Below are 22,816 nucleotides of genomic sequence, written 5' to 3' on the forward strand. Positions count from 1 at the left end.
GACCCTATGCAGATCAGCGTGTCTCGTCGAAAATTCCTGCTTTCGTCCGCCGCGACCGGCCTCGCGGCGGCATCCTCGCTCGCCATGCCGGCGATCGTGCGCGCGCAGTCGCGTCCGATCGCAAGCCACGGCCTCCAGTCCGGCGATGTCGGCTTCGACCGCGCGGTGCTCTGGTCGCGCGCCGATCGGCCGTCCAAGGCCTTCTTCGAATGGGCGACGACCGAGAGCTTCAAGAACCCGGTGCGGCTGCCCGCGATCGACGCGCTGCCCGACACCGACCTCACGGCGAAGCTCATGGCGCTCGACCTGCCGGCCGGGCAGGACATCTTCTACCGCGTCCGCTTCGAGGACCTGAACGACATCAACGCCGTCAGCGAGCCCCTCGTCGGCCGCCTGCGCACCGCGCCGAACGGGCTGCGCGACATCTCCTTCACCTGGTCGGGCGACACCGCCGGACAGGGCTGGGGCATCGACACCGCGCGCGGCGGCATGACGGCCTACCGCACGATGCTGAAGCACGCGCCGGACTTCTTCATCCATTCCGGCGACAACATCTATGCCGACGGCGTCATCCAGGCGGAGGTCAGCCTCCCCGACGGCTCCGTCTGGAAGAACATCGTGACGGCGGAGAAGTCGAAGGTCGCCGAGACGCTCGACGAGTTCCGCGGCCAGTACAAGTACAACTTCATGGACGAGAACGTCCGCAGCCTCTATGCGGCCGTCCCGGTGCTGACGCAGTGGGACGACCACGAGGTGACCAACAACTGGTCGTCCGCGAAGGACCTCGCCGCGGACGACCGCTACAAGGTGAAGTCGATCGAGCTGCTGGCGGCCCGCGCGGCGCGCGCCTTCCACGAATACATGCCGATCGCGACGACGCTCGCCGAGCCCCAGCGCGTCTACCGCAAGGTCGCCTACGGTCCGCTCCTCGACATCTTCTTCCTCGACATGCGGACCTATCGCGGGCCGAACACCGAGAACCGCCAGCCCGAGGAAGGTCCGGAGACGGTGTTCCTGGGAACCGACCAGATCGACTGGCTGAAGCGCGAGCTGACCGCCTCCCGCGCGACCTGGAAGGTGATCGCCGCCGACATGCCGATCGGCCTCATCGTCCCGGACAAGCTGAAGGGCGGGGTGCCCGGCTCCGAGGCGATCGCGCAGGGGGACGGCGCGCCGCTCGGCCGCGAGCTCGAATTCGCGGGCCTGCTCTCCTTCATCAAGCACGCCAAGGTGCGGAACACGGTGTGGCTCACCGCCGACGTGCACTACACGGCCGCCCATTACTACAATCCCGACAAGGCCGAGTTCCAGGATTTCGAGCCGTTCTGGGAGTTCGTGTCGGGCCCGATCCATGCCGGCACGTTCGGGCCGAACCAGCTCGAGAACACGTTCGGACCGGAACTGCGCTACGTGAAGGCGCCGGAAGACGGCCAGGCGAACCTGCCGCCCTCGGCCGGCCTGCAGTTCTTCGGCCATGTCCGGATCGCCGCCGACACGCGCATGATGACGGTGAGCCTGCTCGACGCGGCCGACACCGTGCTCTGGTCGACCGATCTGGAGCCGAAGCTCGGCTGACGGTCGAGCGAAGTCCGGCGGAGCCTCCGCTCCGCCGGGTTCCGCGGCGCCGGACCTTCCGCCGCCACAGCGCCGGACGCGCTCAGGCGTCGGCGTTCGCAGGGAAGTAGGCGGAGGGATCGACCGCGGCCGGCCGGCCCTCGAGATGGAGCACGCTCCGCTCCGGCTCGGCCTCCGCGACGACCCTGCCGCGCCGGATCACGGCGAGCCGGCGGGCGCGCAGCCGGATCGCCTCGACCGGATCGTGGGCCTGAAGCACGACCATATCGGCATTGCAGCCGACCGCGAGGCCGTAGCCCTCCAGGCCCATGACCGCGGCCGCGTGGGACGTGACCGCCTCGAAGCAGAAGCGCATCGCCTCGCGCGAGGTCATCTGCGCGACATGCAGGCCCATATGCGCGACGTCGAGCATGTCCGCGCCGCCGAGCGAGTACCAGGGATCCATCGTGCAGTCCTGGCCGAAGGCGGCGTTGATGCCATAGGCGCGCATCTCCGGCACCCGCGTCAGTCCGCGCCGCTTCGGATAGGTGTCGTGGCGGCCCTGGAGGACGATGTTGATGAGCGGGTTCGCGACCACGTGCACGCCCGCCTCCGCGATCAGCGGCAGGAGCTTGGAGACGTAGTAATTGTCCATGGAATGCATGGAGGTGAGGTGCGAGCCCGTCACCCGCCCCTGCAGGCCGAGCCGCTCCGTCTCGTAGGCGAGCGTCTCGATGTGGCGCGACATCGGGTCGTCGCTCTCGTCGCAATGGATGTCGACGCGGAGCCCGCGCCCCGCCGCGATCTCGCAGAGCGCCTTCAGGCTCGCGGCGCCTTCCGCCATGGTGCGCTCGAAATGCGGGATCCCGCCGACCACGTCGAGACCCCTGTCGAGCGCGCGCTCGAGGTTTCCCGCAGCGGTGGGCGAGCGGTAGTAGCCGTCCTGCGGAAACGCGACGAGCTGCAGGTCGATATAGGGGGCGACCGTGCGCTTCACCTCGAGCAGCGCGTCGACGGCGGTCAGCCGGTCGTCGCAGACATCGACATGGGACCGGATCGCGAGCAGGCCCTTCGAGACGGCGAGGTCGCAATAGCGGAGCGCGCGCTCGACGACCGCCTCGACGGTAAGGAGCGGCTTCAGCTCGCCCCAGAGCGCGATGCCCTCCAGGAGCGTGCCGGACCGGTTCATGCGCGGAATGCCGAGCGAGAGCGTGGCATCCATGTGGAAGTGGCAGTCGACGAAGGGCGGCGAGACCAGCCGGCCGGCCGCATCCACGACGCGGGCGGCCTCCGCCGAAATGCCGCGCTCCAGAGCGGCGATGCGGCCCTCCGCGCAGGCGATGTCGACGCCGGTGCGGCCGTCGGGGAGCGTGGCGTTCCGGACGATGAGGTCGAACGCCATCAGCGCTCCTCCTTCCGGTAGGGCACGAGGAGCGCGGCGGGCGCGCGGGCGTTCCGCGACACGATCGCCATCGCGACGATGGTCATGACGAAGGGCAGCATGAGCAGGACCTGATAGGGCACGTGGAGGACGTTGTTGGCCTGGAGCCGGAGCTGCAGGGCCTCGAGCGCGGCGAAGAGGAGCGCGCCGGCCGCGCAGCGCCACGGGCTCCACAGGCCGAACACGACGAGCGCGACGGCAACCCAGCCGCGCCCCGACACCACGCCGAAGGTGAAGGCGTTGAACTGCGAGATGGAGAGATAGGCGCCGCCGAGCGCCATCATCGCCCCGCCGATGACGAGCGCCTGCGTGCGCATGCGCCAGACGTTCACGCCGGCCGCATCGGCGGCGCGCGGGTTCTCCCCAACGGTGCGCAGATCGAGGCCCCAGGGCGTGCGGTAGAGGAGGAACGCGACGGCCGGCACCGCCAGGAGCGCGAGATAGGTGAGCGGCATCTGGTTGAAGAGGATCGGGCCGACGACCGGAAGATCCGACAGCACCGGCACCGGCCAGGGACGGAACGGCACGACGTTCGGCGGCGAGGCCGGCTGCCCGAAGACGAGACGGTAGACGTAGAAGGAGAGCCCGGTCGCGAGCAGCGTCAGGCCGATGCCGGAGACATGCTGACTGACGCCGAGGACGACGGCGAGGAAGGCCATCAGGAGCCCCGCCAGCGCGCCGGCGAGGAGCGCTGCAAGGACGCCGAGCCAGAGGCTGCCGCTGAAATAGGCGACCGTGAACCCGGTCATCGCGCCGAAGAGCATGATGCCCTCGATGCCGAGATTGAGCACGCCCGAGCGCTCGCTGAGGAGCTCCCCGAGGCTCGCAAGCAGAAGCGGCGTCGAGATTCGCACCAAGGCGGCGAAGAAGCCGACATCAAGCAAGGTGACGAGGGTTTCCACCTACCGGCCCTCCGCCGCGACGCCGCCTCCCCTCCCGGCGAGGGGGGACGGCGTTGCCTCGGGGCCGGGCGCGGGCGCCGGGGCGAGCGGACGTACCAGCCTCGGCCGATAGGTGGCGAAGAGCCGTCCGGCCACCATCGTGACCAGCGCGACGCCCTGGATGACGTCGGCAAGATAGATCGGCACGCCCGTCGCGCGCGCCATCGTCCCGGCGCCGTTGAAGACGATCGCGAAGAAGAGCGCGGCCGGGACGGCGCCGAGCGGATTGAGCTCGGCGAGCGTCGCCACCACGATCCCGGCATAGCCGTAGCCCGAGGAGAGATCCGAGGTGACCTGGAACCGCACGCCGCCCACCTCCCCCGCCCCCGCGAGGCCGGCGAGCGCGCCGGAGACGAGGGCCGCCGTCAGGATCACGCGGCCGACGCCGATCCCCGCATAGGCGGCCGCGGCCGGATTGTGCCCGACGGCGCGTATCCTGAAGCCGAGCGTGGTGCGGCTCATCATCCACCAGACGAGGAGCGCCGCGGCGAGCGCGAGCGCCACGCCGAGATGCACGCCGAGCCCCGGCACGAGCGGGAACTCGGCCTCGATCCGGACCGAGGGCGCGTTCGGGTAGCCGCTCTTCGGGTCGCGCCAGGGCCCCTCGAGGAGCGCGGTCACGCCATAGAGCATGATGAAGTTCAGGAGCAGCGTGGTGACGACGTCATCGACCTTGAGGCGCACCTTGAGGAGGGCCGGGAGGAGCGCCCAGAGGGCCCCGAACAAGGCCGCCGAGACGATCATCAGCGGCACGAGGCTCACGGCCGGCAGGAAGGTCCGCTCGCCGACGAAGCAGGCCGCGACCGCGCCGGCCATGAGCTGCCCCTCCGCGCCGATGTTCCAGAACTTGGCCCGGAAGGCGACGAGGACGGCGAGCCCGGTGAAGAGGAGCGGCGCGGCCTTCACCAGCGTGTCCTGGACGTCGTAGCCGGAGCGGAAGGTCGAAAGGAGAAGGATCCGGTAGGCCTCGATCACGTCCGCCCCGGCCGCCCGGACGAGCGCCGCGCAGAGCACGAGCGTGACGAGCACGGACGCGATCGGGATCGCGACCTGGAGCCAGGCCGGCGTCACCTCGCGGCGCTCCAGCCGGACGCGGATCATGCGGCCCGCTCCTCGACGCCCGCCATGAGAAGGCCGACGCGCTCCACGCTCGCCTCCCCGATCGGGAGGTCGGCCACGATCCGGCCGGCATACATGACCGCGATCCGGTCGGAGAGGGCGAAGAGCTCCTCCAGGTCCTCGCTGACGAGGAGGACGGCTCCGCCCGCCCGGCGGAGCGCGAGGAACTGCGCGTGCACGAACTCCGTGGCGCCGACATCGATGCCGCGGGTGGGCTGGGCGGCAAGCAGGATCCGCGGTCCCCTGGCAAGCTCGCGGGCGAGGAGCGCCTTCTGGAGATTGCCGCCGGAGAGCGTGCCGGTGCGCGCGTCCGGCCCGGACGTCCGGATGTCGAAGCGGGCGATCCCGGCGGCCGCGAAGGCCCGGATGGCGCGGCGGTCGAGGACCCCATGATGCGAGAAGGGCGGCTCGTCGATCCAGGGCAGCGCCATCGATTCGGAGAGCGGCATGGCGCCGATCATGCCCGTCGTCAGCCGGTCCTCCGGCACGCGGCCGATCCCGAGCGCCTGCATCCGCCTGGGCGACGGGTCTGGAACCGCCCTCCCGGCGACCGCGATCGTGCCGGAAGCGGGCGGCAGGATTCCGGCGACGAGATCCGCCAGCTCGCGCTGTCCGTTGCCGGAGACGCCCGCGATGCCGACGATCTCGCCCTCCCGCAGCGCGAGCGACACGTCGCGGAGCGGGACGCGCCCGCGGGCGGAAACGCGGTCGAGCACGAGGAGCGGCGCGCCGGGCGCCATTGCCGGCTTCTCAGGCGGCGCGAGGTCCCGCCCGCACATCAGCCGCGCCAGCTCCGGCTTGGAGAGGCTGCCGTCATTCGCCCGCTCGGCCGCCATCCGGCCGTGGCGCATGACGGCGATGCGGCTGGTGAGCGCGAGCACCTCGCCGAGCTTGTGGGAGATGAAGATGACGCCCATTCCGCGCGCGGCCATGGAGCGGAGCGCGCGGAAGAGGCCCTCCGCCTCGCGCGGGGTCAGGGTCGCCGTCGGCTCGTCGAGCACGAGGATGCGGGCGCCGCGCACGAGCGACTTCGCGATTTCCACACGCTGCTGCTCGCCGATGGCGAGATCGCCGACGAGCCGGTCCGGATCGAGCTCGAGATGATAGTCGCAGCCGATCCGGGCGAGGCGCTCGAGCGCGGCCGCGCGGGTGAGCCGGCCGTCCGGCCCCGCTCTGCCGACCAGGAGGTTTTCCAGGACGGTGTGGCGGGGCACCAGCTCGAAATGCTGGTGCACCATGCCGATCCCCACGGCGAGCGCATCGGCCGAGCTGCGGATCGCGACCGGGCGCCCGTCGACCTCGATGGTACCCGCATCGGCCGCGTAGGTGCCGAAGAGGACGTTCATCAGGCTCGTCTTGCCGGCCCCGTTCTCGCCGAGGAGGCCGAGAATGTCGCCGGCCGCCACGGAGAGGTCGACATCCGCCACGGCCTGTACCGGGCCGAAGCGCTTGGAGATGCCGCGCATCGCGACGAGCGGCGGACGCGCGTCAGGGATCATCGCGACGTCCCGCCCTGCGCTCACGGCCGCCCCCTGGCCGCCGGTCCGGGCCGCGCCGAGGAGCGGCTCCCCGTCACTCCGAAACCGGCGTCGACTCGTTGACCGGCACGCGGAAATCGCCCGCAAGGATCGCCGCCTCCCGGTCCTTCACCATCTTGATGACGTCCGGCGGCAGCTTCTCCTCGAAGGCGTGGAAGGGCGCGAGCGACGCGCCGCCCTTCGTCATGGTGGAGAAGGTGCCGAAATCCTGGGCCGTGAAGACCCCGGCCTGCACCTGCCTCACCGCCGCCTGGATGGTCGGCCACATGTCCCAGACCGGGCCGGTGACGACGGTGTCGGGCGCGAGCGCGGCCTGGTCGGACATATTGGAGATGGCGAGGATCCCCTTCTCCTGCGCCGCCTCGATGACGCCGAAGCGCTCCGCATAGATGACGTCGACGCCGGCGGCGATCTGGGCGAGCGCGGCCTCCTTCGCCTTCGGCGGATCAAAGAACGACCCGATGAAGCTCACCTTGCACTTGACCGCCGGGTTCACCTCCTTGGCGCCCGCGCAGAAGGCGTTCACGAGCCGCGCCACCTCCGGAATGTCCATCGCCGCGACGGAGCCGAGGATGTTCGACTTCGTCATCTTTCCGGCGATCATGCCCGAGAGATAGGCAGGCTCGTGGATCCAGTTGTCGAAGACGGCGAAGTTCGGCTCGGCGGGGCCCTGGCCGGAGCCCATCACGAAGGCGACGTCCTTGAATTCGCGCGCCACGCGGCGGGTGATGTCCTCCGCCGCGAAGGCGTCGCCGGAGATCATGCCGTAGCCGTCGCGGGCGAATTCCCTCAGCACGCGCGCATAGTCGGACGACGGGACGCTCTCCGCCCATTTGTACTCGACGCCGAGCTCCTCGTGCGCCTTGAGGAGCGCCTCGTGCACCTGGTTGACCCAGGGCTCCTCGATCGGCGTGGAGAAGATCGCCGCGACCTTCAGCTTGTCCTGCGCCGCCGCAGGCGCGAGCGCCGCGGCGCCGGCGACCAGCGCGACGGCGGCTCCGAGCACGTTCCTCCGCGACAGGGCCGCTCCCACGACCCGCCTTCCCTCTTGCCAGCTGTCGAACATGTGAAATCCCTCCTGCCCGATCTTCCCGGGAACGGCATCATGCAACTTCCTTGCCGTCCAGAGGGCAGCCGCATCGCAGGCGCGCTTTTCCACTGCCGGCGCGGCGCGACGCCCGGCAACCCGCGCCTCGGGCGGAGCGCCGGCGCCCCGCGAGAGGTCTATCAGGCGGAGGCGCTCGCACGGCCGGCCCCGAAGAGGCCGATCGCATTTTCGAGCGGCATCGGGCGGGCGAGGAAGAAGCCCTGCGCGCGGTCGATCCCGAGCGTCTTCAGCGCGGCGAGCTCCGACTCCGTCTCGACGCCCTCGGCGACCACCGTGCTGCCGGTGTCGCGGGCGAAGGCAACGAGCGCGGAGGCGAGCGCCCGGCGGACCGGATCGCGGTCGATGTTCCGCGTCAGCGCCATGTCGAGCTTGATGAAATCGGGGGAGAGATTGAGGATGTGCTGGAGCGTGGAATAGCCCGCGCCGGCATCGTCGACCGCCAGCCTGAGCCCGGCGCGGCGGAGCGGCTGGATCGCCGACAGGAACAGGTTGTAGTCCTCGACCGGCGCATGCTCCGTGATCTCGAGCACCAGGCGCTCGACTGGAACGGAATCGAGCGCCTCGCGGAACGCATCGCCGAGCACCGTCTTCGGCGATGCGTTGACGGCGAGATAGACATGCTCCGGCAGCGCGCCCCAGCCGGCGAAAGCATTCCTGAGCGCCGCGATCTCGAGCACGCTGCCGAGCTCGGTCTCGGCCGCCTCGGCGAACCATTCGTCGGGCGACCGCGCCGGCAGGGCCGAGAACCGCGTCAGGCACTCCATCCCGACCGGCACGAGCTCCCGCACGTCCCAGATGGGCTGGTAGACGACCGAGAGACGCCCCTCGGCGATGAGCCTGCCGATCCGCTCCCGCTTGGCGGTCGCCTCCCGCTCCGCCTCGAGATCGCGGCTGATCTCGAACCCGGCGATCTCGGCGAACACCTTCATCATCCGGAGGTCGCGATCGTTGAGCGACGGGTCGGGATCGGCGCGGAAGCAGCAGAACATGCCGTAATGGCTGCCGTCCGGGAGCCAGATCGGCACGCTCATATAGGCGCCGATCGGTCCCGCCGCCGTGATCGGCAACGCCGCCGCGAGGGGCTCGGCGGAGGTATCCGGAATGACCCCGGGCAGGCGCCCCTCGAAGACGTGCCGACAATACACCTGATCGAGGTCGACCGAGGCTCCCGGGCATACGACGGCCTCGGTCGCCGGCGCCTCCACGTCCCGGAAATAAGCGCGCCCGTCCGCGAAGCGCGAGACGAAGGCGACCTCCATCCCGAAATGCTGTCTGACGGCCGACAGCGCGCGCCTGATCGTCTGGCGCGCCGTTCCCGGGTCAGGCTGCATCCAGTCGACGAGACCTTCCACCGCGTCGGTCGCTCGGCTCATACGCTCGAATCCGGTGAGCAAGACGGGCGCTCACCCGCCCGACATATTCCGCGATCCGGCGCCGGTCGCGCAAGCGTCCCCTCCCTCCGCGTCAAACACGGCGAAGGAAAGGCAAACACCCGTTCGGGGAAGCAGCCGGCCGAGGCTCCATCGCCGGCGGTCACTCGAGCTCGGGTCCGCCCGTCTCCGGGTGCCTGCGGACACGGTCGAAGGCGCGGTACCGCTTCAGCCCGTCGACGATGACCAGGACCCCGGCCGCGAAGGACAGCACCCGGACGAACATGACCTCGTTGTCCGGGTGGAGCGCCTGGGTCGCCAGAAAGCAGCCGAGCACGATTTCGCAGACGGGGTAGAGCAGCGGCCGCGGGCGGATCTCCTCGCGGATCCAGTAGGCGACAATCCCGACCAGCAGCGCGAGGAGCGCCCCGCCGGCATAAGCGAGCCAGGCCGGAAGCCGGACTCCCGGCAGGAGCTCCTGGTGAAAGGCCTCGAAGCCGAGAATGAGCACGCCGAGAAGCACGATGCCGAGGAGCACGTCCGGCAGGATGCGCTCCCGCGCGGATGGCGACGAGACAGGCTCCGACGGCCGCATTCCCCTCGCAGAATCCGGCTCGAACGACATCGCCCTCCCCCTCGCGCGCTCCCCGGCCGCGCACCGCCGCCAATCACGGCGGCACCATGTACCGAAGAGCGGTCGCCGCCAAGAGGCGCCTCGTCAGCCGCATCGCCGCGCCGGGGCGGGAACCTTCGCGCGCCAAATGGCCACGCGCACGGCACGACGGCGGGCACGGAACGTGTGTTCCAGGCCCGCGAGGCGACGGGAACCGCGGCGAAGCGGCGCCGTTTGCCCAAATCTGGATAGGAAAAAACCATGCTGGTCGCCGAGAAGATGCCGGACGCGGAGGAAAAGAGACCGCCTGGGGAAATTTCCGCGGCGGCCCCCGCCCTGCATTCGCCCGACGCCGTGGAATTCTATGCCGAGGCGCTGCGGACGCTGTCGACCTGCGGACCGGACTTCCTGGTGGCGGGCACCTTCGCAGTCGGCGCCTATACCGGAATCAGCCGGCCGACCAAGGACATAGACATCTTCTGCAAGCCCGGCGACTATCCGCGCATCCTGCACTGCTTCGCGGCGCGGGGATACCAGACCGAGATCGAGGACGAGCGCTGGCTCGCCAAGGTGCGCAGGGGCGAGCTCTTCTTCGACGTCATCTTCAACTCGACCGCCGGCGTGACGCCCGTGACCGACCAGTGGTTCGAGGAGGTGCGGGAGGCCGAGATCTTCGGCACCCGCGTCCGCGTGCTCCCGCCGACCGAGCTGATCTGGTCGAAGGCCTTCGTCCAGAACCGCAACCGGTACGACGGCGCCGACATCGCCCATGTCATGCTGAAGGAGCACGAGAACATCGACTGGCGGCGGCTGCTCAACCACATGGAGCAGTACTGGGAGATCCTCCTGATCCACGTGCTCAACTTCCGCTTCATCTACCCCACCGAACGGCACCGGGTCCCGGCCTGGCTGATGCACGAACTGCTCGACCGCGTGCGCCTGCAGGAGGAGCTGCCCGTGCCGCAGACGAAGATCTGCCGCGGGCGCATGCTGTCGCGTGCGGATTTCGTGATCGACGTGAAGGAATGGGGCTATTTCGACCCCGTCGGAGATACGGGTATCGGCGATGGAAGGTGAAACGGAAGGGGCGCGCCTGAAGGTCGCGGCGCTCGCCGACCTGCATGTCGGCGAGACGGACAAGCACGCCTTCCGCGACCTCTTCGCCGAGATCTCCCGCACGGCCGACGTGATGGCGCTCGCCGGCGACCTCACCAATCTCGGCACGGTGCAGGAGGCGGAAGTGCTGGCGGAGGACCTGCACAGCTGCTCGATCCCCGTCGTCGCCGTGCTCGGCAACCACGATCACGAATGCGGCTGCGCGGAGGAGGTGACGCGGATCCTCCGCCAGGTCGGCGTCTGCGTGCTCGAAGGCAGTTCGACCGAGATCGACGGCGTGGCGTTCGTCGGCGTCAAGGGCTTCGCCGGCGGCTTCGGCCGCTTCATGCTCGGCTCCTTCGGCGAGAACGCGATCAAGACCTTCGTTTCCGAGACGCTCCAGGAGAGTCTCCGTCTCGAGAACGCGCTCCGCGCCGTAAGGCCGGGCCGCGTCGTGGTGCTCCTCCATTATGCGCCGATCGTCGATACGGTGAAGGGCGAGCCGCCGGAGATCTATCCCTTCCTCGGCTGCTCCCGCCTGGCGGAGACGATCGAACGCTTCCCCGTCAGCGCCATCGTGCACGGCCACGCCCATCACGGCACCTTCGAGGGCCGCACCGCGAGCGGCGTCCCCGTCTACAATGTCGCCCGGATGATCGAGAAGCCGGGCGGGAAGCCCTACCACCTCATCGAGATCTGAGCCGCCCCTCCCCGATCTCGACCCCAGCCTCCGGACGATGTAGGACCAACCGGTTCTGGGACATTGGGGGTTCCGATGAGACTGCGCGGATTCCTGCTCGCCGCGGCGGGCCTTCTGCTGGCGGGCGGCATCGCCGAAGCCGCTCCGAAGATCGTCGCCATCACCTCGATCGTCGAGCACCCGGCGCTCGACGCCGTGCGGGACGGCATCAAGAAGGGCCTGGCGGACGCGGGGCTCAAGGAGGGCGAGGACGTCTCCTACCTGTTCGAGACCGCGCAGGGGAATCCCGCCACCGCGGCCCAGATCGCGCGCCAGTTCGTGGGCGAGAACCCGGCCGTGATCGTCGCGATCTCCACACCGTCGGCGCAGGCCGTCGCCGCCGCCACGAAGGACGTGCCGCTCGTCTTCTCCGCCGTCACGGACCCGGTCGGCGCCCAGCTCGTCGCCTCGGTCGAACGGCCCGGCGGCAACGTGACCGGCGTCTCCGACATGCTGCCCGTCGCCGACCATGTCGCGCTCATCCGCGAGATCGCGCCGGAGGCGAAGCGGATCGGGGTCCTTTACAATCCCGGCGAGGCGAATTCGGTCTCCTCGGTGGCCGCCCTGAGGAAGGCCGCCGACGGCGAAGGCATGACCGTCGTGGAAGCGCCCGCCACCAAGTCGGCCGACGTCCAGAGCGCCACGCGCTCGCTCGTGGGCAAGGTGGACGCGATCTACGTCCCGACCGACAACACGATCGTCTCCGCGCTCGAATCGGCGATCGGCGTCGCCAATGCGGCGAAGCTGCCGCTTTTCGCCGCCGATACGGACAGCGTCGCGCGCGGAGCGCTCGCCGCGGTCGGCTTCAACTATTTCGACGTGGGCGTGCAGACGGCGGCGGTGGTGGAACGCGTGCTGAAGGGCGAAAATCCCGGCGAGATCCCGGTCACCTTCGCTTCCGGGACGGACCTCCAGGTCAACAAGAAGACGGCCGACGCGATCGGCCTCACGCTGCCGCCGGAGGTCCTGCAGCGGGCCTCGAAGGTCGTCGAGTAGGCGGGAGGCGCGGCCGCGGCCGTCGCGCGTCGGGAGCGGATGCCCGGATGTCGAGTTTCGCCTTCTTCGGAGCGGTCGAGCTCGGGCTCGTCTACGCCTTCGTGGCGATCGGGGTCTATCTGTCCTTCCGGGTGCTCGACTTTCCGGACCTGACGGTCGACGGCTCCTTTCCGCTCGGGGCGGGCTGCGCGGCGGTCGCGATCGTGGCGGGCTGGAACCCCTGGCTCGCGACGGCGCTCGCCATGGCGGCGGGCGCGCTCGCGGGCTTCGCCACGGCCTTCGTGAGCGTCCGCTTCCGGATCCTCCACCTGCTCGCCTCGATCCTCACCATGATCGCGCTCTTCTCGATCAACCTGCGCATCATGGGCCGGCCGAACGTGGCGCTCCTCAACCAGGAAACCGTGCTTTCGCCCTTCTACGGCCGGGGCCTGGCGGACCACCTCGTCCGGCCGCTCTTCCTGCTCGTGCTCGTCGCGCTCGCGGTCGCGCTCGTCGCGGCGTTCCTCAAAAGCGACCTCGGGCTCGCCATGCGCGCGACCGGCGCCAATCCCCGCATGGCGAGGGCGCAGGGCGTCCGCACCGGCCTCCACGTGATGGCGGGCGTCGCGCTCTCCAACGCGCTCGTCGCGCTGGCGGGCGCCCTCTTCGCCCAGACCAACGGCTTCGCGGACGTCACCTCCGGCCTCGGCACGATCGTGGTCGGCCTCGCCGCAGTGATCGTCGGCGAGACGCTGCTGCCGCGACGCAGCATCGCGCTCGCGATCGCCGCGTGCGTGGCCGGCTCCGTCCTCTACCGTCTGGCGGTGCAGCTCGCCCTCAATCTCGACGTGCTCGGCCTGCAGGCCTCCGACCTCAATCTCGCGACGGCGCTCCTCGTCCTCCTCACGCTCATCCTGCCGCGGTTCCGGAAGGGAGCGAGCGCGGCATGATCTCGGTCGAGAGCCTCGCCGTCGTCTTCAACAAGGGCACGCCCCTCGAGCGCCGGGCGCTGCGCGGCGTGTCGCTCGCCGTGGCAAGCGGAGAGTTCTGCTGCGTCATCGGCTCGAACGGAGCCGGCAAGTCGACCCTTCTCGGTGCCATTGCCGGCGACGTCCTGCCGGATTCGGGGCGCATCGTGCTCGCCGGCCGCGACGTGTCGCGGCTGCCGGCCGAGGCGCGCGCCGGCCTGGTCGCCCGCGTCTTCCAGGATCCGCTCGCCGGCAGCTGCGGCGCGCTCACGATCGCGGAGAACCTCGCGCTCGCGGCCGCCCGCGGGCAAAGGCGGGGCTTGGCGCCCGCGCTCGGGCGCGCCCGCGCCGAGACCATCCGGACGCGCGTGGCGGAGCTCGGCATCGGCCTCGAGGACCGGCTCGGCGTGCCGATGGGCTCCCTCTCCGGCGGTCAGCGGCAGGCGCTCTCGCTCGTCATGGCGACGCTCGCCCCCTCGAGCATCGTGCTCCTCGACGAGCACACGGCCGCGCTCGACCCGGCAAATGCCGAGTTCGTGCTCGACCTCACCAGGCAGCTCGCCGAGCGCTTCTCGCTCACCGTGCTCATGGTCACCCATTCGATGCGCCAGGCGCTCGACCTCGGCACCCGCACGCTCATGCTGCACGAAGGCGAGATCGTCCTCGACATGACGGGCGCGGAGCGTGCGTCGCTCACCGTGGAGGACCTGGTGGAGCGCTTCCGCACGGCCCGGGGCCAGGAGCTTGCGGAGGACCGCCTGCTCGTCGGATGAGGCAGGCGGGCAGGCCGGCGAGCCCGGACGGCGCAGGCGTGCCGGAATAGAGAAGCTGCGGGTCCTGCACGAGGTAGAAGATTGCCGTCGGCGTCGGGTCGGTGATCTGCATGCGGAACACAACGACGCCGTCCGGATCGACATGGCCGCTGCGGAAGCGGATCCGGTCGGCCGGCTCGAACAGGCGCTCGTTCCGCGGAAAGCGGTCGGAGCGCACGTCGGGCGCGCGGCGCGCGATCTGGTCGAAGGAAAGCCCGTCCGCATAGGTGCTGGGCTTGCCCTCGATCTCCTCCAGTTCGAGATCGAACCCCGCCCAGACCCGTCCGGTGGCATTGCGCACCCGCTTGAGGAGGGTGAAGCCGGAGGCGGGAAAGGCGCCGGCGCGGGGCCGGCCCTCGGGCCCGGGGGAACGGCGGATCACGAGCACCGCCGCCGCCGGCTCGTAGATCTCCTCCTCCACCACGACCGGATCGTCGGCGCGGCCCGTCCCCGCCGCGGAGAGGAGGCGGAAGCCGCCGAGCTCGTCGGAGAAGGTGAGCCCTCCCGCCGAGAGCTCGACCGCCGAGGCCGCGCCCGGCCCGAGGGCGGCCAGGACGAGGCCGGCGGCCGCAGCCGCCCGCAGGGACCGCTTCCGCCCCGGCTCATGACATCCTCCCATCGGGAAAGCGTGCCCGAGCGGCGGCGGCGCGACAAGGCCCCGGCGGAGCGGCCGGCACCGCCTCCAAACCGCGGCAGATGCCGGGACGCACCGGACGGGCGACGGCGCGGACCGCTCAGTCCGCCATGGTCTCGATCGCCGCGAAGCCCTGCGCGCCGCCGCCCTCGCCGAAGGGCGAGGTCACCTCGACGAACGTGTCCGGATAGAAGCCGTTGAAGCGGGTCCTGAGCGCCAGCGAATAGGCGCCGATATGGCCGATCTCGATCCAGTCGCCGGTGTCGATCGTCTCGGGGAGCCAGAACGGCCGCGACAGGATGTCGACGGAATCGCACGTGGCGCCGCACACCTTGAACGGCACCAGGCTGGCCGGATCGCCGCTCCTGCGCCGGCGCGCGGGATCGGGCAGGAAGCGCGCCGGCAGCGTGATCTTGCCGGTCCAGGAATCGGAGAGGGACGCCCAGATGCCGTCATTGATGTAGAGCCGGCGGCCCTTCTTCAGGAGCACGCGGACGATCACCGAGAACGCCCGCGCCACGATGACCCGACCGGGCTCGGCGATGAGCGGCAGGTGATCGAATCCCCACTCGGCGATGTCGGACCTGAGCTGCGCCATGATGCGGTCGAGCGAGGGCATCTCGCGCCTGGCCCGCTTCGGGTCATGGCCGTATTCCGCCGGGAATCCGCCGCCGACATCGAGCCCGGCAAGAGCGACGCCCGCCCGCGCCCGCACCCAGTCCGCCGAGGCGAGCGCCCGCTCGTAGACGTCGGGATCCTCGATCTGGCTGCCGACATGGAAGCAGAGGCCGACCCGGAAGCCGATCCTTTCGATCCGCTGCAGGAGCTCCACGGCATGGGCCGGCGCGGCCCCGAACTTCTTCGAGAGCTCGTAGGCCGCGTGTCCCTTGGTCTGGAGGCGGACATAGAGGGTGATCTCGCCCGGATCCAGGTCGAGCGCCCTCACGATCCTCAGGATCTTGGCGATCTCGTCCTCGTGGTCGAGCGCCATGACCCGGATCGCGTGCCGCTCGAGCGCGAGGCGGATGTCCGACTGCGCCTTGACGGGGTGCATGTAGAGGAGCTCGGCATCCGGCGCGACCGCGCGCACCGCCTCGAACTCGGCCGGGCTCGCCACGTCGAAGCTCGAGATCCCGGCCTCCGCCAGCGTCCGCAGCACCATCGGCTCGCCGTTGGTCTTCACGGCATAGGCGGTCTTGCCCGGGAAGGAGGCGACGAAGGCGCGGGCGTCCGCCTTCAGCACCTCCGGACGGAAGCAATAGACCGGGACGTCCGGACGCATGGCGAGCGCCACGTCCCGCGCGGAACTGAAGCGGTCGATCGGAGCACCCTCCTCGTTTCCCCGGGGCATCTAGGGGCTTCGGCCCGCGTTTGAAGGACGGAGCCCGGCTGCCGCTGCCGCCACCTCCGCCTTTCGTCCAACCCTTACCCGGCTTCCGGCGCCTTTGCGAGAAGTGGTAACGTGGCGGCCTCGGCCAAGCGCCGAGCAATGAGGGAGGAAGAGATGCAAAGGCTGCTGATGGCCTCGGCGGCGGCCGCGGCGATGTTTTGCGCATCGCAGGCGCTCGCGCAGTCCAGCAACAACATGGAAAAGCTCGGCCAGTTTCGCACCACCGGAACCTCGATGCAGTTCGAGACCGTGGACCAGACAGGCGAGTTCGCCGACCAGATCCGCAAGAACCTGGAGAACGTGAAGCTTCCGCCAGGGTTCAAGATCGAACTCTTCGCCGTCGTGCCCGACGCCCGCCACATCGCCGTCGGGCCCCAGGGCATCGTGACGATCGTCGGGACCCGCAAGGACAAGGTCTGGGCCATCACCGACCGCAACAAGGACCGCCGGGCCGACGAGGTGAAGCGCTTCGCGCCCTCGATCGACTTCGTGATCCCGAACGGCGTCTGCTTCTCGAAGGACGGCTTCCTGTTCATCGCCGAGCAGAACCGGGTGCTGGTGTTCCCGGCGGCGGAATTCTTCTACGAGAGCCCGGACGTCGCCGTCGGCGAGGTGGTGAAGAAGGGCGAGCTCATTCCGACCGACGAGGAGAGCTTCAACCACACGGCGCGGGTCTGCGACATCGGGCCGGACAACAAGCTCTACATCACGCTCGGACAGCCCTTCAACGTGCCGGCGCCCGAGAAGCTCGACAAGTACGGCAAGTGGGGCATCGGCGGCATCATCCGCATGGAGCGCGACGGGTCGAACCGCGAGGTCTTCGCCCGCGGCATCCGAAATTCCGTCGGCATGGACTTCAACCCGGCGAACGGCGAGCTCTGGTTCACGGACAACCAGGTCGACGGCATGGGCGACGACATCCCGCCGGGCGAGCTCAACCGCGCGACCGGGCCGGGGCAGAATTTCGGGTTCCCGTGGTATGGCGGCGGCAAGATCCGCACCAACGAGTACAAGGATTCCGATCCGCCGGCCGACGTCGTGTTCCCCGAAGTCGAGATGACCGCCCATGCCGCCGATCTCGGCATGCTGTTCTACACGGGGAGCATGTTCCCGGCCGAATACAAGGGCGGCATCTTCTCCGCCCAGCACGGCTCCTGGAACCGCACCAACCCGGTCGGCGCGCGCGTGATGTTCACCTCGCTCAACGAGGACGGCACCGCCAAGGAGACGAAGCCCTTCGCGGAAGGCTGGAAGCAGGAGAGCGGCGAATATCTCGGCAGGCCCGTGGACGTGGCGCAGATGCCGGACGGCTCCATCCTGGTCTCGGACGACCTCGCCGGCGCCGTGTACCGGATCTCGTATCAGCGATAGCACCGCCAATATGGCTGCGGCGGCCTCCGCCGCAGCCTTTCCCCGGAGCACCCGATGCGGCCCTTATGGATTGCGATAGCGCTGACCGCCCTCCCCTTCGCCGCGGCCGGGCAGGGCCAGGCCGCCGACGCGGCCGCGGGCAAGAGCAAGGCGCAGATGTGCGCCGTCTGCCATGGGCTCGACGGGATCGGGAAGAACCCGGACGTGCCGAACCTCGCCGGCGAGAGCCCCATCTACATCGCCAAGCAGCTCCACGCCTTCAAGAGCGGCCAGCGCCAGCACGAGCAGATGTCGATCATCGCGCAGAGCCTCAGCGACGACGACATCGCCAATCTCGCGGCCTGGTACGCCAGCCTGAAGGTGACGGTGGAGATGCCGAACTGACTAGCCGCGTCCGCGCCGCAGCGGCACCGCCGCAAGCCGGGGCCGCCCGGGCGGGCCGAAGCGCGGGCGAGCCGGCCCGCCCTCCGCCATGAGGAGCACGCCGGTCGCCATGGCCGCGCTTCCGAAGGTCACCGCGAACGCCGCAGCGAGCATCCCGATCGGCAAGGCCGGTTGCGCGGAGGCCAGGACCACCCGCGCGATCCCGCCGGAATCGAGCGCGAGCAGCGCCGCCATCAGCGCCCATCCCGCCAGGCATCCGAGCAGGCAGTTGAGGATCAGAAAACGCACAAGTCGCGGCATGCGGGGTGCCTCCGTCGCGCCAGCGGGTCCGGCCCGGCGGGACCGGCTCCGACCGGCTCGTCCCGCCGGGCTCCCGAGAGCGCTCCGCGTCAGGAACAACCCGCTTCGAGGCGGGTTCCGCCGGGCGCGTATTCCGTACGGTCGCAGCCCCGGTTGATGCGGTGCAGCACAATATTCGTTTCGAGTTGCGGGCGGCTTGAGTTACGCTCCTGCCGCAAATCAGAGGGAGGCCACGTCGATGATCTTAGTGAAGCCTCTGAATATGTTGGCGATTTGTGCGGCGTTCGCGTTCATCGGAGCGATCGTCCTGGGAGTCCTGTGAGCAGCGGCGACACGCGGGACATGACAGGCAGGAGGCGGCCGCGCTCAAGCGGCCGCACGCTGCCTATCGCGGGCCGGAAGCCCGAGAAGACGGCAGATCGCCTCCGGTAGCTCGGCCTTGTTAAGCGTATAGATGTGGAACTGGCGGACGCCGCGCGAGGCGAGGTCCGCGACCTGTTCCGCCGCCACGGCGGCGGCCATCAGGCGGTGCGGCTCGGAGCCGGCCTCGAGACCGTCGAAGCGGTCGGCGAGCCGTTGGGGAATGCTTGCGCCGCAGCGCCGGGCGAAGTTGCACACGCCCTTGAAGTCGTTGACCGGCATGATCCCCGGCACGACCGGGATGTCGATCCCGGCCGCGGCCACCCGTTCGAGATAGGCTTCGAACAGGTCGTTGTCGAAGAAGAACTGGGTGAGCGCGCGGTCGGCGCCGGCATCCACCTTGCGCTTCAGCGTGTCGATCTCGGCCGCCCAGTCGGGGCTGTGCGGATGGCGCTCGGGATAGGCCGACACCGAGACGTCGGCGGCGCCGCGCTCCTTCAGCCGGGCGACCAGCTCGGCAGTGTCCTGGTAGCCCTCCGGATGGGCGACATAGGGGGCGCCCATGCCGCCCTCCGGATCGCCCCTCAGCGCCACGTAGCGCCGCACGCCGGCATCATGGAACGTCTCGATCACCGCATCGAGCTCGGCCCGGCTCGCGCCGACGCAGGTGAGGTGCGCCGCCGTCGCGAGCCCCCTGCCGGCGACCATGTCGCGCACGGCGGCGAGCGAGCGCTCGCGCGTGGTGCCGCCGGCGCCGTAGGTCATGGAGACGAAGGCCGGCCCATAGGCCTGCAGGCGCTCGACCGCGCGGCCGAGGGCTTCGAGCTGGGCGTCGCTCTTCGGCGGAAAGAACTCGAAGGAGACGGAGACGGCGCCCGGTTCCCGTCCGGCCGTGGCCGCTATGCTCTTCATCGGACTGTCTCCCCGGCTTCCGTCTGTGTGGTGCGTGCGATCTGGGCGCGGTCGGCGGACCAGATCGTCACCGTGAGGCCCGGGCCGGCGCCCGGCTTCGGGCCAAGGTCCTGGGCGCTTGCAAGGTTCAGCCCGGCCGCTGCGATCCACTGCGCCATCTGCCCGTGCGCGAAGCCGAGCCGGCGATGGGCATGCTCCTCGCGCAGGAACTCGAGCTGGTGCGGCGCGAAATCGATGACGAGCAGGCGGCCGTCGGGCGCGAGCGCCGCGGCGGCCTCCGCGATGGCGCGCTGCGGGTTCTCGACGAAGTGCAGGACCTGGTGGATCACGACCAGGTCGAAGCTCTCGCGCAGCACCGGCAGATTGGTGATGTCGCCGAGCCGGACGCGGGCATGGCCGATGCCCGCACGCTCGAGCTTGGAGCGGGCGACGGCCAGCATGGCAGGCGACAGATCGATGCCGAGGCCGCGCTCGTAGCGCTCGGCGAAGAGTTCCAGCATGCGCCCGGTGCCGGTCCCGATGTCGAGCATGGAGCGGAACGGCCCCGGCCCGGCCGCGGCGAGGATCGCGCTCTCCACCTCGCGCTCCGGCACGTGGAGCGAGCGGATCCGGTCCCATTCCCCGGCGTGCTGGCCGAAATAGCGCTCGGCATGCTCCTGGGCCTGGCGGCGGATCGCCTGCAGGCGCTCGCGGTCGCGCCGGATGATCGGATCGTCGGGATCGAGGCCGGCGACGAGCGCCTGCGCCAGCTCGGCATCGTCCTCGGCGAGACGGTAATAGACCCAGGAGCCCTCGGGATTCCGGGCGACCAGGCCGGCATCGCTCAGGATCTTCAGGTGGCGCGAGATGCGCGGCTGCGACTGGCCGAGAATGTCCGTCAGGTCCTTGACGGTGCGCTCGCCGGCGGCAAGGAGCGACAGCAGCCGGAGCCGGCTCGGCTCCCCTGCCGCCTTCAACCTGGTCACGAGCTTGCCGACCGACGACCCCACCAAACACCCTCGAGAAGGATATGCCGATATGTTTATATCGTTACTCCGGCCGAGGCAAGGCCGACGTCGCACCGCCTTGCCCGCCGGCGCGGGACGTGGTTGCTAGGCCGAACGAGGAGCGGAGAATGGACGATCAGGTGCGGGAAGGCGAGATCGCCCTGCCCTTCGACCCGGCGGAATGCGCGGACGACGCCGCGCTCGTCTTCATCGGGCGTGCGCGTACGCCCTGGCGCGCGCGAGGCGAGTGCCCGCACAATCCGCGCGAGGCGCGCGAGCGCGGCGGCGATGCGGTGCTCGAGATCGATGCGCCCTGGCGCCCCGGCCTCCGCGACATCAAGGCCGGCGACCGGATCATCGTGCTCTACTGGATGGACAAAGCGCGCCGGGACCTGGTGGTGCAGGTGCCGCGGCACCGCGGGCTCCCCGTCGGGACCTTCTCGCTTCGCTCGCCCGTGCGGCCGAACCCGATCGCCCTCTCCGTCACGACCGTCCTTTCCTCGGATCCGGATGCGGGGATCCTCCGGGTCGGGATGCTCGACTGCCTGGACGGCACGCCCCTTCTCGACATCAAGCCCTGGCTCGAATCGATCGACGTGCCGCCGGCCGCCTGAACCTAACCGCGGCCGCGCGTCTTCGTCTTGTTGGGCTCGGCGTTCCGCTCCAGGAACGCGACGATGGCGCCGGCGACGTCGACCCCCGACGCCTTCTCGATCCCTTCCAGTCCGGGCGAGGAGTTCACCTCCATGACGACCGGGCCGTGGTTGGAGCGCAGCATGTCGACGCCGCAGACATTGAGGCCGAGCGTCTTGGCGGCCCGGATCGCGGTCGAGCGCTCCTCCGGCGTGATGCGCACGCGCGTCGCCCGGCCGCCGCGGTGGAGGTTCGAGCGGAAGTCCCCGGCCGGGCCTTGCCGCTGCATGGTGGCGACCACGCGGCCGCCGATCACGAAGGCCCTGATGTCGGCGCCGCCGGCCTCCCTGATGAATTCCTGGACGAGGATGTTCACGTTGGCGCCGCGGAACGCCTCGATGACCGACTTGGCGGAACTCTCCGTCTCGCCCAGCACCACGCCGATGCCCTGCGTCCCCTCGATCAGCTTGATGACCACGGGCGGGCCGCCGACGAGCTTCAGCACCTCGGCGGTCTGCTTCGGATCGTGGGCGAAGGCGGTCACCGGCAGCCCGATGCCGGCCCGCGCGAGGAGCTGGAGCGCGCGCAGCTTGTCGCGCGAGCGGCCGATCGCCACCGATTCGTTGAGCGGCCAGACCCCCATCATCTCGAACTGGCGGAGCACCGCCAGGCCGTAATAGGTGATCGAGGCGCCGATGCGCGGGACCACGGCGTCGTAGCCTTCGAGCCGGCAGCCGTTGTAGTGCAGCTCGGGGCGGTGCGACGTGATGTTCATGTAGCACCGCAGCGTGTTCACCACGTCGATGTCGTGGCCGCGGGCCTTGGCCGCCTCGCAGATCCGCCGGTGCGAATAGAGCGACGGATTGCGGGCGAGCATGCAGATCTTCAAGAGGGCGTTCTCCGACGCTTTCGTCGCGATCCTCTAGCCGAGCGTCTCGCGCCTGTCTCCCCGTCCCGCAGTTCGGGCCGGCCGCAGAGCCACGAACGTCCGGCATCGACGAGGACCCGCCCGGCGAGAGCCTGCCGGCCGATCAGCATCGGCAGCTCCATCTTCTCCCGGTTCGTCAGCGTGATCTCCACCGGCCAGGCGCGGCCCGCGAGCGCGAGCTCGCAGCGGATGACGAACCGCCGTTCGACGCTGCCGTTCGAGCTGCGGACCTGCCGCTGGTCGACGACCATCGCCTCGTGCCAGGGCGCATCCTCGTGTTCTCCGGTAACGTCGAACCGGACATAGGGCGCGCCGGCCCGCTCGAAAGGCTCGATCGAATTGGCGTGGAGCGCGGAGGTCTTGGCGCCGGTATCGATCTTCGCGTGGATGCGCGCGATGCCGAGGCCGGGCAGCGCCGCCCATTCGCGCCAGCCGACGACGGGCGGCTCGTCCGCGGCCGTGGTGCCGGCGCCGGAGAAGCCGACGAGCCGGGGATCGCCGGCGAGCAGGATCTTCGGGAACCTCATCCGGCCAAGAGACCACGGCTCGGCACGCCCGAACAGGGCGGGCGCGCCGGATCCGGCATCGGCCGCCCGCCCGCCTATTCGGCGATCGCCGGGCCGCCGGCCGCGGCCGGCGCGCGGG

The 22,816-nt window shown here is 70.1% G+C and carries 23 protein-coding genes; 9 read left to right on the forward strand and 14 right to left on the reverse strand.

What is annotated here, in order from left to right:
• Positions 1-6: 6 nt before the first annotated feature.
• On the forward strand, positions 7-1,575 hold the full coding sequence (locus E4O86_RS05020) for an alkaline phosphatase D family protein (protein WP_161139423.1): 1,569 nt from the start codon (positions 7-9) through the stop codon (positions 1,573-1,575).
• A gap of 82 nt (positions 1,576-1,657) precedes the next feature.
• Here E4O86_RS05020 and E4O86_RS05025 read toward each other — a convergent pair whose 3' ends face one another.
• The 7 genes from E4O86_RS05025 to E4O86_RS05055 all read right to left on the reverse strand — a co-directional run bounded on the left by E4O86_RS05025 (position 1,658) and on the right by E4O86_RS05055 (position 9,666).
• Positions 1,658-2,956, reverse strand: coding sequence for an amidohydrolase family protein (locus E4O86_RS05025; RefSeq protein ID WP_161139424.1), 1,299 nt, complete (start codon positions 2,954-2,956; stop codon positions 1,658-1,660).
• The gene (locus tag E4O86_RS05030; RefSeq protein ID WP_161139425.1) at positions 2,956-3,897 is read right to left on the reverse strand and encodes an ABC transporter permease subunit; all 942 of its coding nucleotides are present in this window, start codon (positions 3,895-3,897) and stop codon (positions 2,956-2,958) included. The genes E4O86_RS05025 and E4O86_RS05030 overlap by 1 nt, the downstream gene beginning before the upstream one ends.
• Positions 3,898-5,037, reverse strand: a complete 1,140-nt coding sequence (locus E4O86_RS05035) for an ABC transporter permease (protein ID WP_161139426.1) — start codon at positions 5,035-5,037, stop codon at positions 3,898-3,900.
• Positions 5,034-6,554 carry an ABC transporter ATP-binding protein gene (locus E4O86_RS05040; RefSeq protein WP_246206218.1) on the reverse strand — a complete coding sequence of 507 codons (1,521 nt, stop codon included), beginning with the start codon at positions 6,552-6,554 and terminating at the stop codon, positions 5,034-5,036. The genes E4O86_RS05035 and E4O86_RS05040 overlap by 4 nt, the downstream gene beginning before the upstream one ends.
• Positions 6,555-6,627: 73 nt before the next feature.
• Positions 6,628-7,659, reverse strand: coding sequence for a BMP family protein (locus tag E4O86_RS05045; RefSeq protein ID WP_161139427.1), 1,032 nt, complete (start codon positions 7,657-7,659; stop codon positions 6,628-6,630).
• A 161-nt stretch (positions 7,660-7,820) separates the two neighbouring features.
• Positions 7,821-9,074 (reverse strand): sensor domain-containing phosphodiesterase, encoded by a 1,254-nt coding sequence (locus E4O86_RS05050; RefSeq protein ID WP_246206219.1) that lies wholly within the window; start codon positions 9,072-9,074, stop codon positions 7,821-7,823.
• Positions 9,075-9,234: 160 nt separating this feature from the next.
• Positions 9,235-9,666, reverse strand: a complete 432-nt coding sequence (locus E4O86_RS05055) for a hypothetical protein (protein ID WP_161139428.1) — start codon at positions 9,664-9,666, stop codon at positions 9,235-9,237.
• 297 nt (positions 9,667-9,963) lie between these two features.
• On the opposite strand from E4O86_RS05055, the gene E4O86_RS05060 reads away from it, so the two are divergent.
• From E4O86_RS05060 to E4O86_RS05080, 5 genes are all read left to right on the forward strand, one after another.
• Positions 9,964-10,761 carry a nucleotidyltransferase gene (locus tag E4O86_RS05060; protein WP_161139447.1) on the forward strand — a complete coding sequence of 266 codons (798 nt, stop codon included), beginning with the start codon at positions 9,964-9,966 and terminating at the stop codon, positions 10,759-10,761.
• Entirely contained in the window at positions 10,751-11,479 is a 729-nt protein-coding gene (locus tag E4O86_RS05065) for a metallophosphoesterase family protein (RefSeq protein WP_161139429.1), read from the forward strand. The genes E4O86_RS05060 and E4O86_RS05065 overlap by 11 nt, the downstream gene beginning before the upstream one ends.
• A gap of 81 nt (positions 11,480-11,560) precedes the next feature.
• On the forward strand, positions 11,561-12,514 hold the full coding sequence (locus tag E4O86_RS05070) for an ABC transporter substrate-binding protein (RefSeq protein ID WP_425500112.1): 954 nt from the start codon (positions 11,561-11,563) through the stop codon (positions 12,512-12,514).
• A 47-nt stretch (positions 12,515-12,561) separates the two neighbouring features.
• The gene (locus E4O86_RS05075) at positions 12,562-13,443 is read left to right on the forward strand and encodes an ABC transporter permease (RefSeq protein ID WP_161139431.1); all 882 of its coding nucleotides are present in this window, start codon (positions 12,562-12,564) and stop codon (positions 13,441-13,443) included.
• On the forward strand, positions 13,440-14,234 hold the full coding sequence (locus E4O86_RS05080) for an ABC transporter ATP-binding protein (protein WP_161139432.1): 795 nt from the start codon (positions 13,440-13,442) through the stop codon (positions 14,232-14,234). The genes E4O86_RS05075 and E4O86_RS05080 overlap by 4 nt, the downstream gene beginning before the upstream one ends.
• Here the strand turns inward: E4O86_RS05080 and E4O86_RS05085 are convergent.
• Positions 14,155-14,892: a hypothetical protein gene (locus E4O86_RS05085; protein ID WP_161139433.1), complete on the reverse strand. Its 738-nt coding sequence runs from the start codon at positions 14,890-14,892 to the stop codon at positions 14,155-14,157. The two genes, E4O86_RS05080 and E4O86_RS05085, sit on opposite strands and share 80 nt — an antisense overlap.
• A 115-nt stretch (positions 14,893-15,007) precedes the next feature.
• Positions 15,008-16,228, reverse strand: a complete 1,221-nt coding sequence (locus tag E4O86_RS05090) for an alanine racemase (RefSeq protein WP_161139448.1) — start codon at positions 16,226-16,228, stop codon at positions 15,008-15,010.
• Between the two features lie 183 nt (positions 16,229-16,411).
• Between E4O86_RS05090 and E4O86_RS05095 the strand changes: the two genes are divergently transcribed.
• Together E4O86_RS05095 and E4O86_RS05100 are read left to right on the forward strand one after the other, a co-directional pair.
• Complete coding sequence (locus E4O86_RS05095) at positions 16,412-17,668, forward strand: PQQ-dependent sugar dehydrogenase (protein WP_161139434.1); 1,257 nt, start codon at positions 16,412-16,414, stop codon at positions 17,666-17,668.
• A gap of 54 nt (positions 17,669-17,722) precedes the next feature.
• A complete protein-coding gene (locus E4O86_RS05100) occupies positions 17,723-18,052 on the forward strand; it encodes a c-type cytochrome (RefSeq protein ID WP_161139435.1) in 330 nt (109 codons plus the stop codon).
• On the opposite strand, the gene E4O86_RS05105 is transcribed toward E4O86_RS05100, so the two are convergent.
• From E4O86_RS05105 to E4O86_RS05115, 3 genes are all read right to left on the reverse strand, one after another.
• Complete coding sequence (locus tag E4O86_RS05105) at positions 18,053-18,352, reverse strand: hypothetical protein (protein WP_161139436.1); 300 nt, start codon at positions 18,350-18,352, stop codon at positions 18,053-18,055. It abuts the gene before it with no gap.
• Positions 18,353-18,718: 366 nt separating this feature from the next.
• Positions 18,719-19,624 carry a methylenetetrahydrofolate reductase gene (locus E4O86_RS05110; protein ID WP_161139437.1) on the reverse strand — a complete coding sequence of 302 codons (906 nt, stop codon included), beginning with the start codon at positions 19,622-19,624 and terminating at the stop codon, positions 18,719-18,721.
• Complete coding sequence (locus E4O86_RS05115; RefSeq protein ID WP_343039101.1) at positions 19,621-20,613, reverse strand: ArsR/SmtB family transcription factor; 993 nt, start codon at positions 20,611-20,613, stop codon at positions 19,621-19,623. The genes E4O86_RS05110 and E4O86_RS05115 overlap by 4 nt, the downstream gene beginning before the upstream one ends.
• A 125-nt stretch (positions 20,614-20,738) precedes the next feature.
• Between E4O86_RS05115 and tsaA the strand changes: the two genes are divergently transcribed.
• Positions 20,739-21,224: a tRNA (N6-threonylcarbamoyladenosine(37)-N6)-methyltransferase TrmO gene (tsaA, locus tag E4O86_RS05120; protein ID WP_161139439.1), complete on the forward strand. Its 486-nt coding sequence runs from the start codon at positions 20,739-20,741 to the stop codon at positions 21,222-21,224.
• Positions 21,225-21,226: 2 nt separating this feature from the next.
• On the opposite strand, the gene rimK is transcribed toward tsaA, so the two are convergent.
• A complete protein-coding gene (rimK, locus tag E4O86_RS05125) occupies positions 21,227-22,132 on the reverse strand; it encodes a 30S ribosomal protein S6--L-glutamate ligase (protein ID WP_161139440.1) in 906 nt (301 codons plus the stop codon).
• On the reverse strand, positions 22,129-22,816 hold a 688-nt coding region (locus E4O86_RS05130), incomplete at its 5' end, for an ATP-dependent zinc protease family protein (protein ID WP_205520712.1). The genes E4O86_RS05130 and rimK, both read right to left, overlap by 4 nt.

This window comes from Propylenella binzhouense (assembly GCF_009866965.1).
Classification (GTDB): Bacteria; Pseudomonadota; Alphaproteobacteria; order Rhizobiales; family Afifellaceae; genus Propylenella; species Propylenella binzhouense.

Bases quoted from the DNA above. Each gene is read 5' to 3' on its own strand.
- E4O86_RS05040 (WP_246206218.1), bottom strand. From the start codon at position 6,554: ATGATCCCTGACGCGCGTCCGCCGCTCGTCGCGATGCGCGGCATCTCC.
- E4O86_RS05105 (WP_161139436.1), bottom strand. From the start codon at position 18,352: ATGCCGCGACTTGTGCGTTTTCTGATCCTCAACTGCCTGCTCGGATGC.
- E4O86_RS05060 (WP_161139447.1), top strand. From the start codon at position 9,964: ATGCCGGACGCGGAGGAAAAGAGACCGCCTGGGGAAATTTCCGCGGCG.
- E4O86_RS05095 (WP_161139434.1), top strand. From the start codon at position 16,412: ATGCAAAGGCTGCTGATGGCCTCGGCGGCGGCCGCGGCGATGTTTTGC.
- E4O86_RS05025 (WP_161139424.1), bottom strand. From the start codon at position 2,956: ATGGCGTTCGACCTCATCGTCCGGAACGCCACGCTCCCCGACGGCCGC.
- tsaA (WP_161139439.1), top strand. From the start codon at position 20,739: ATGGACGATCAGGTGCGGGAAGGCGAGATCGCCCTGCCCTTCGACCCG.
- E4O86_RS05045 (WP_161139427.1), bottom strand. From the start codon at position 7,659: ATGTTCGACAGCTGGCAAGAGGGAAGGCGGGTCGTGGGAGCGGCCCTG.
- E4O86_RS05085 (WP_161139433.1), bottom strand. From the start codon at position 14,892: ATGGGAGGATGTCATGAGCCGGGGCGGAAGCGGTCCCTGCGGGCGGCT.
- E4O86_RS05050 (WP_246206219.1), bottom strand. From the start codon at position 9,074: ATGAGCCGAGCGACCGACGCGGTGGAAGGTCTCGTCGACTGGATGCAG.
- E4O86_RS05110 (WP_161139437.1), bottom strand. From the start codon at position 19,624: ATGAAGAGCATAGCGGCCACGGCCGGACGGGAACCGGGCGCCGTCTCC.
- E4O86_RS05020 (WP_161139423.1), top strand. From the start codon at position 7: ATGCAGATCAGCGTGTCTCGTCGAAAATTCCTGCTTTCGTCCGCCGCG.
- E4O86_RS05035 (WP_161139426.1), bottom strand. From the start codon at position 5,037: ATGATCCGCGTCCGGCTGGAGCGCCGCGAGGTGACGCCGGCCTGGCTC.
- E4O86_RS05065 (WP_161139429.1), top strand. From the start codon at position 10,751: ATGGAAGGTGAAACGGAAGGGGCGCGCCTGAAGGTCGCGGCGCTCGCC.
- E4O86_RS05055 (WP_161139428.1), bottom strand. From the start codon at position 9,666: ATGCGGCCGTCGGAGCCTGTCTCGTCGCCATCCGCGCGGGAGCGCATC.
- E4O86_RS05075 (WP_161139431.1), top strand. From the start codon at position 12,562: ATGTCGAGTTTCGCCTTCTTCGGAGCGGTCGAGCTCGGGCTCGTCTAC.
- E4O86_RS05100 (WP_161139435.1), top strand. From the start codon at position 17,723: ATGCGGCCCTTATGGATTGCGATAGCGCTGACCGCCCTCCCCTTCGCC.
- E4O86_RS05080 (WP_161139432.1), top strand. From the start codon at position 13,440: ATGATCTCGGTCGAGAGCCTCGCCGTCGTCTTCAACAAGGGCACGCCC.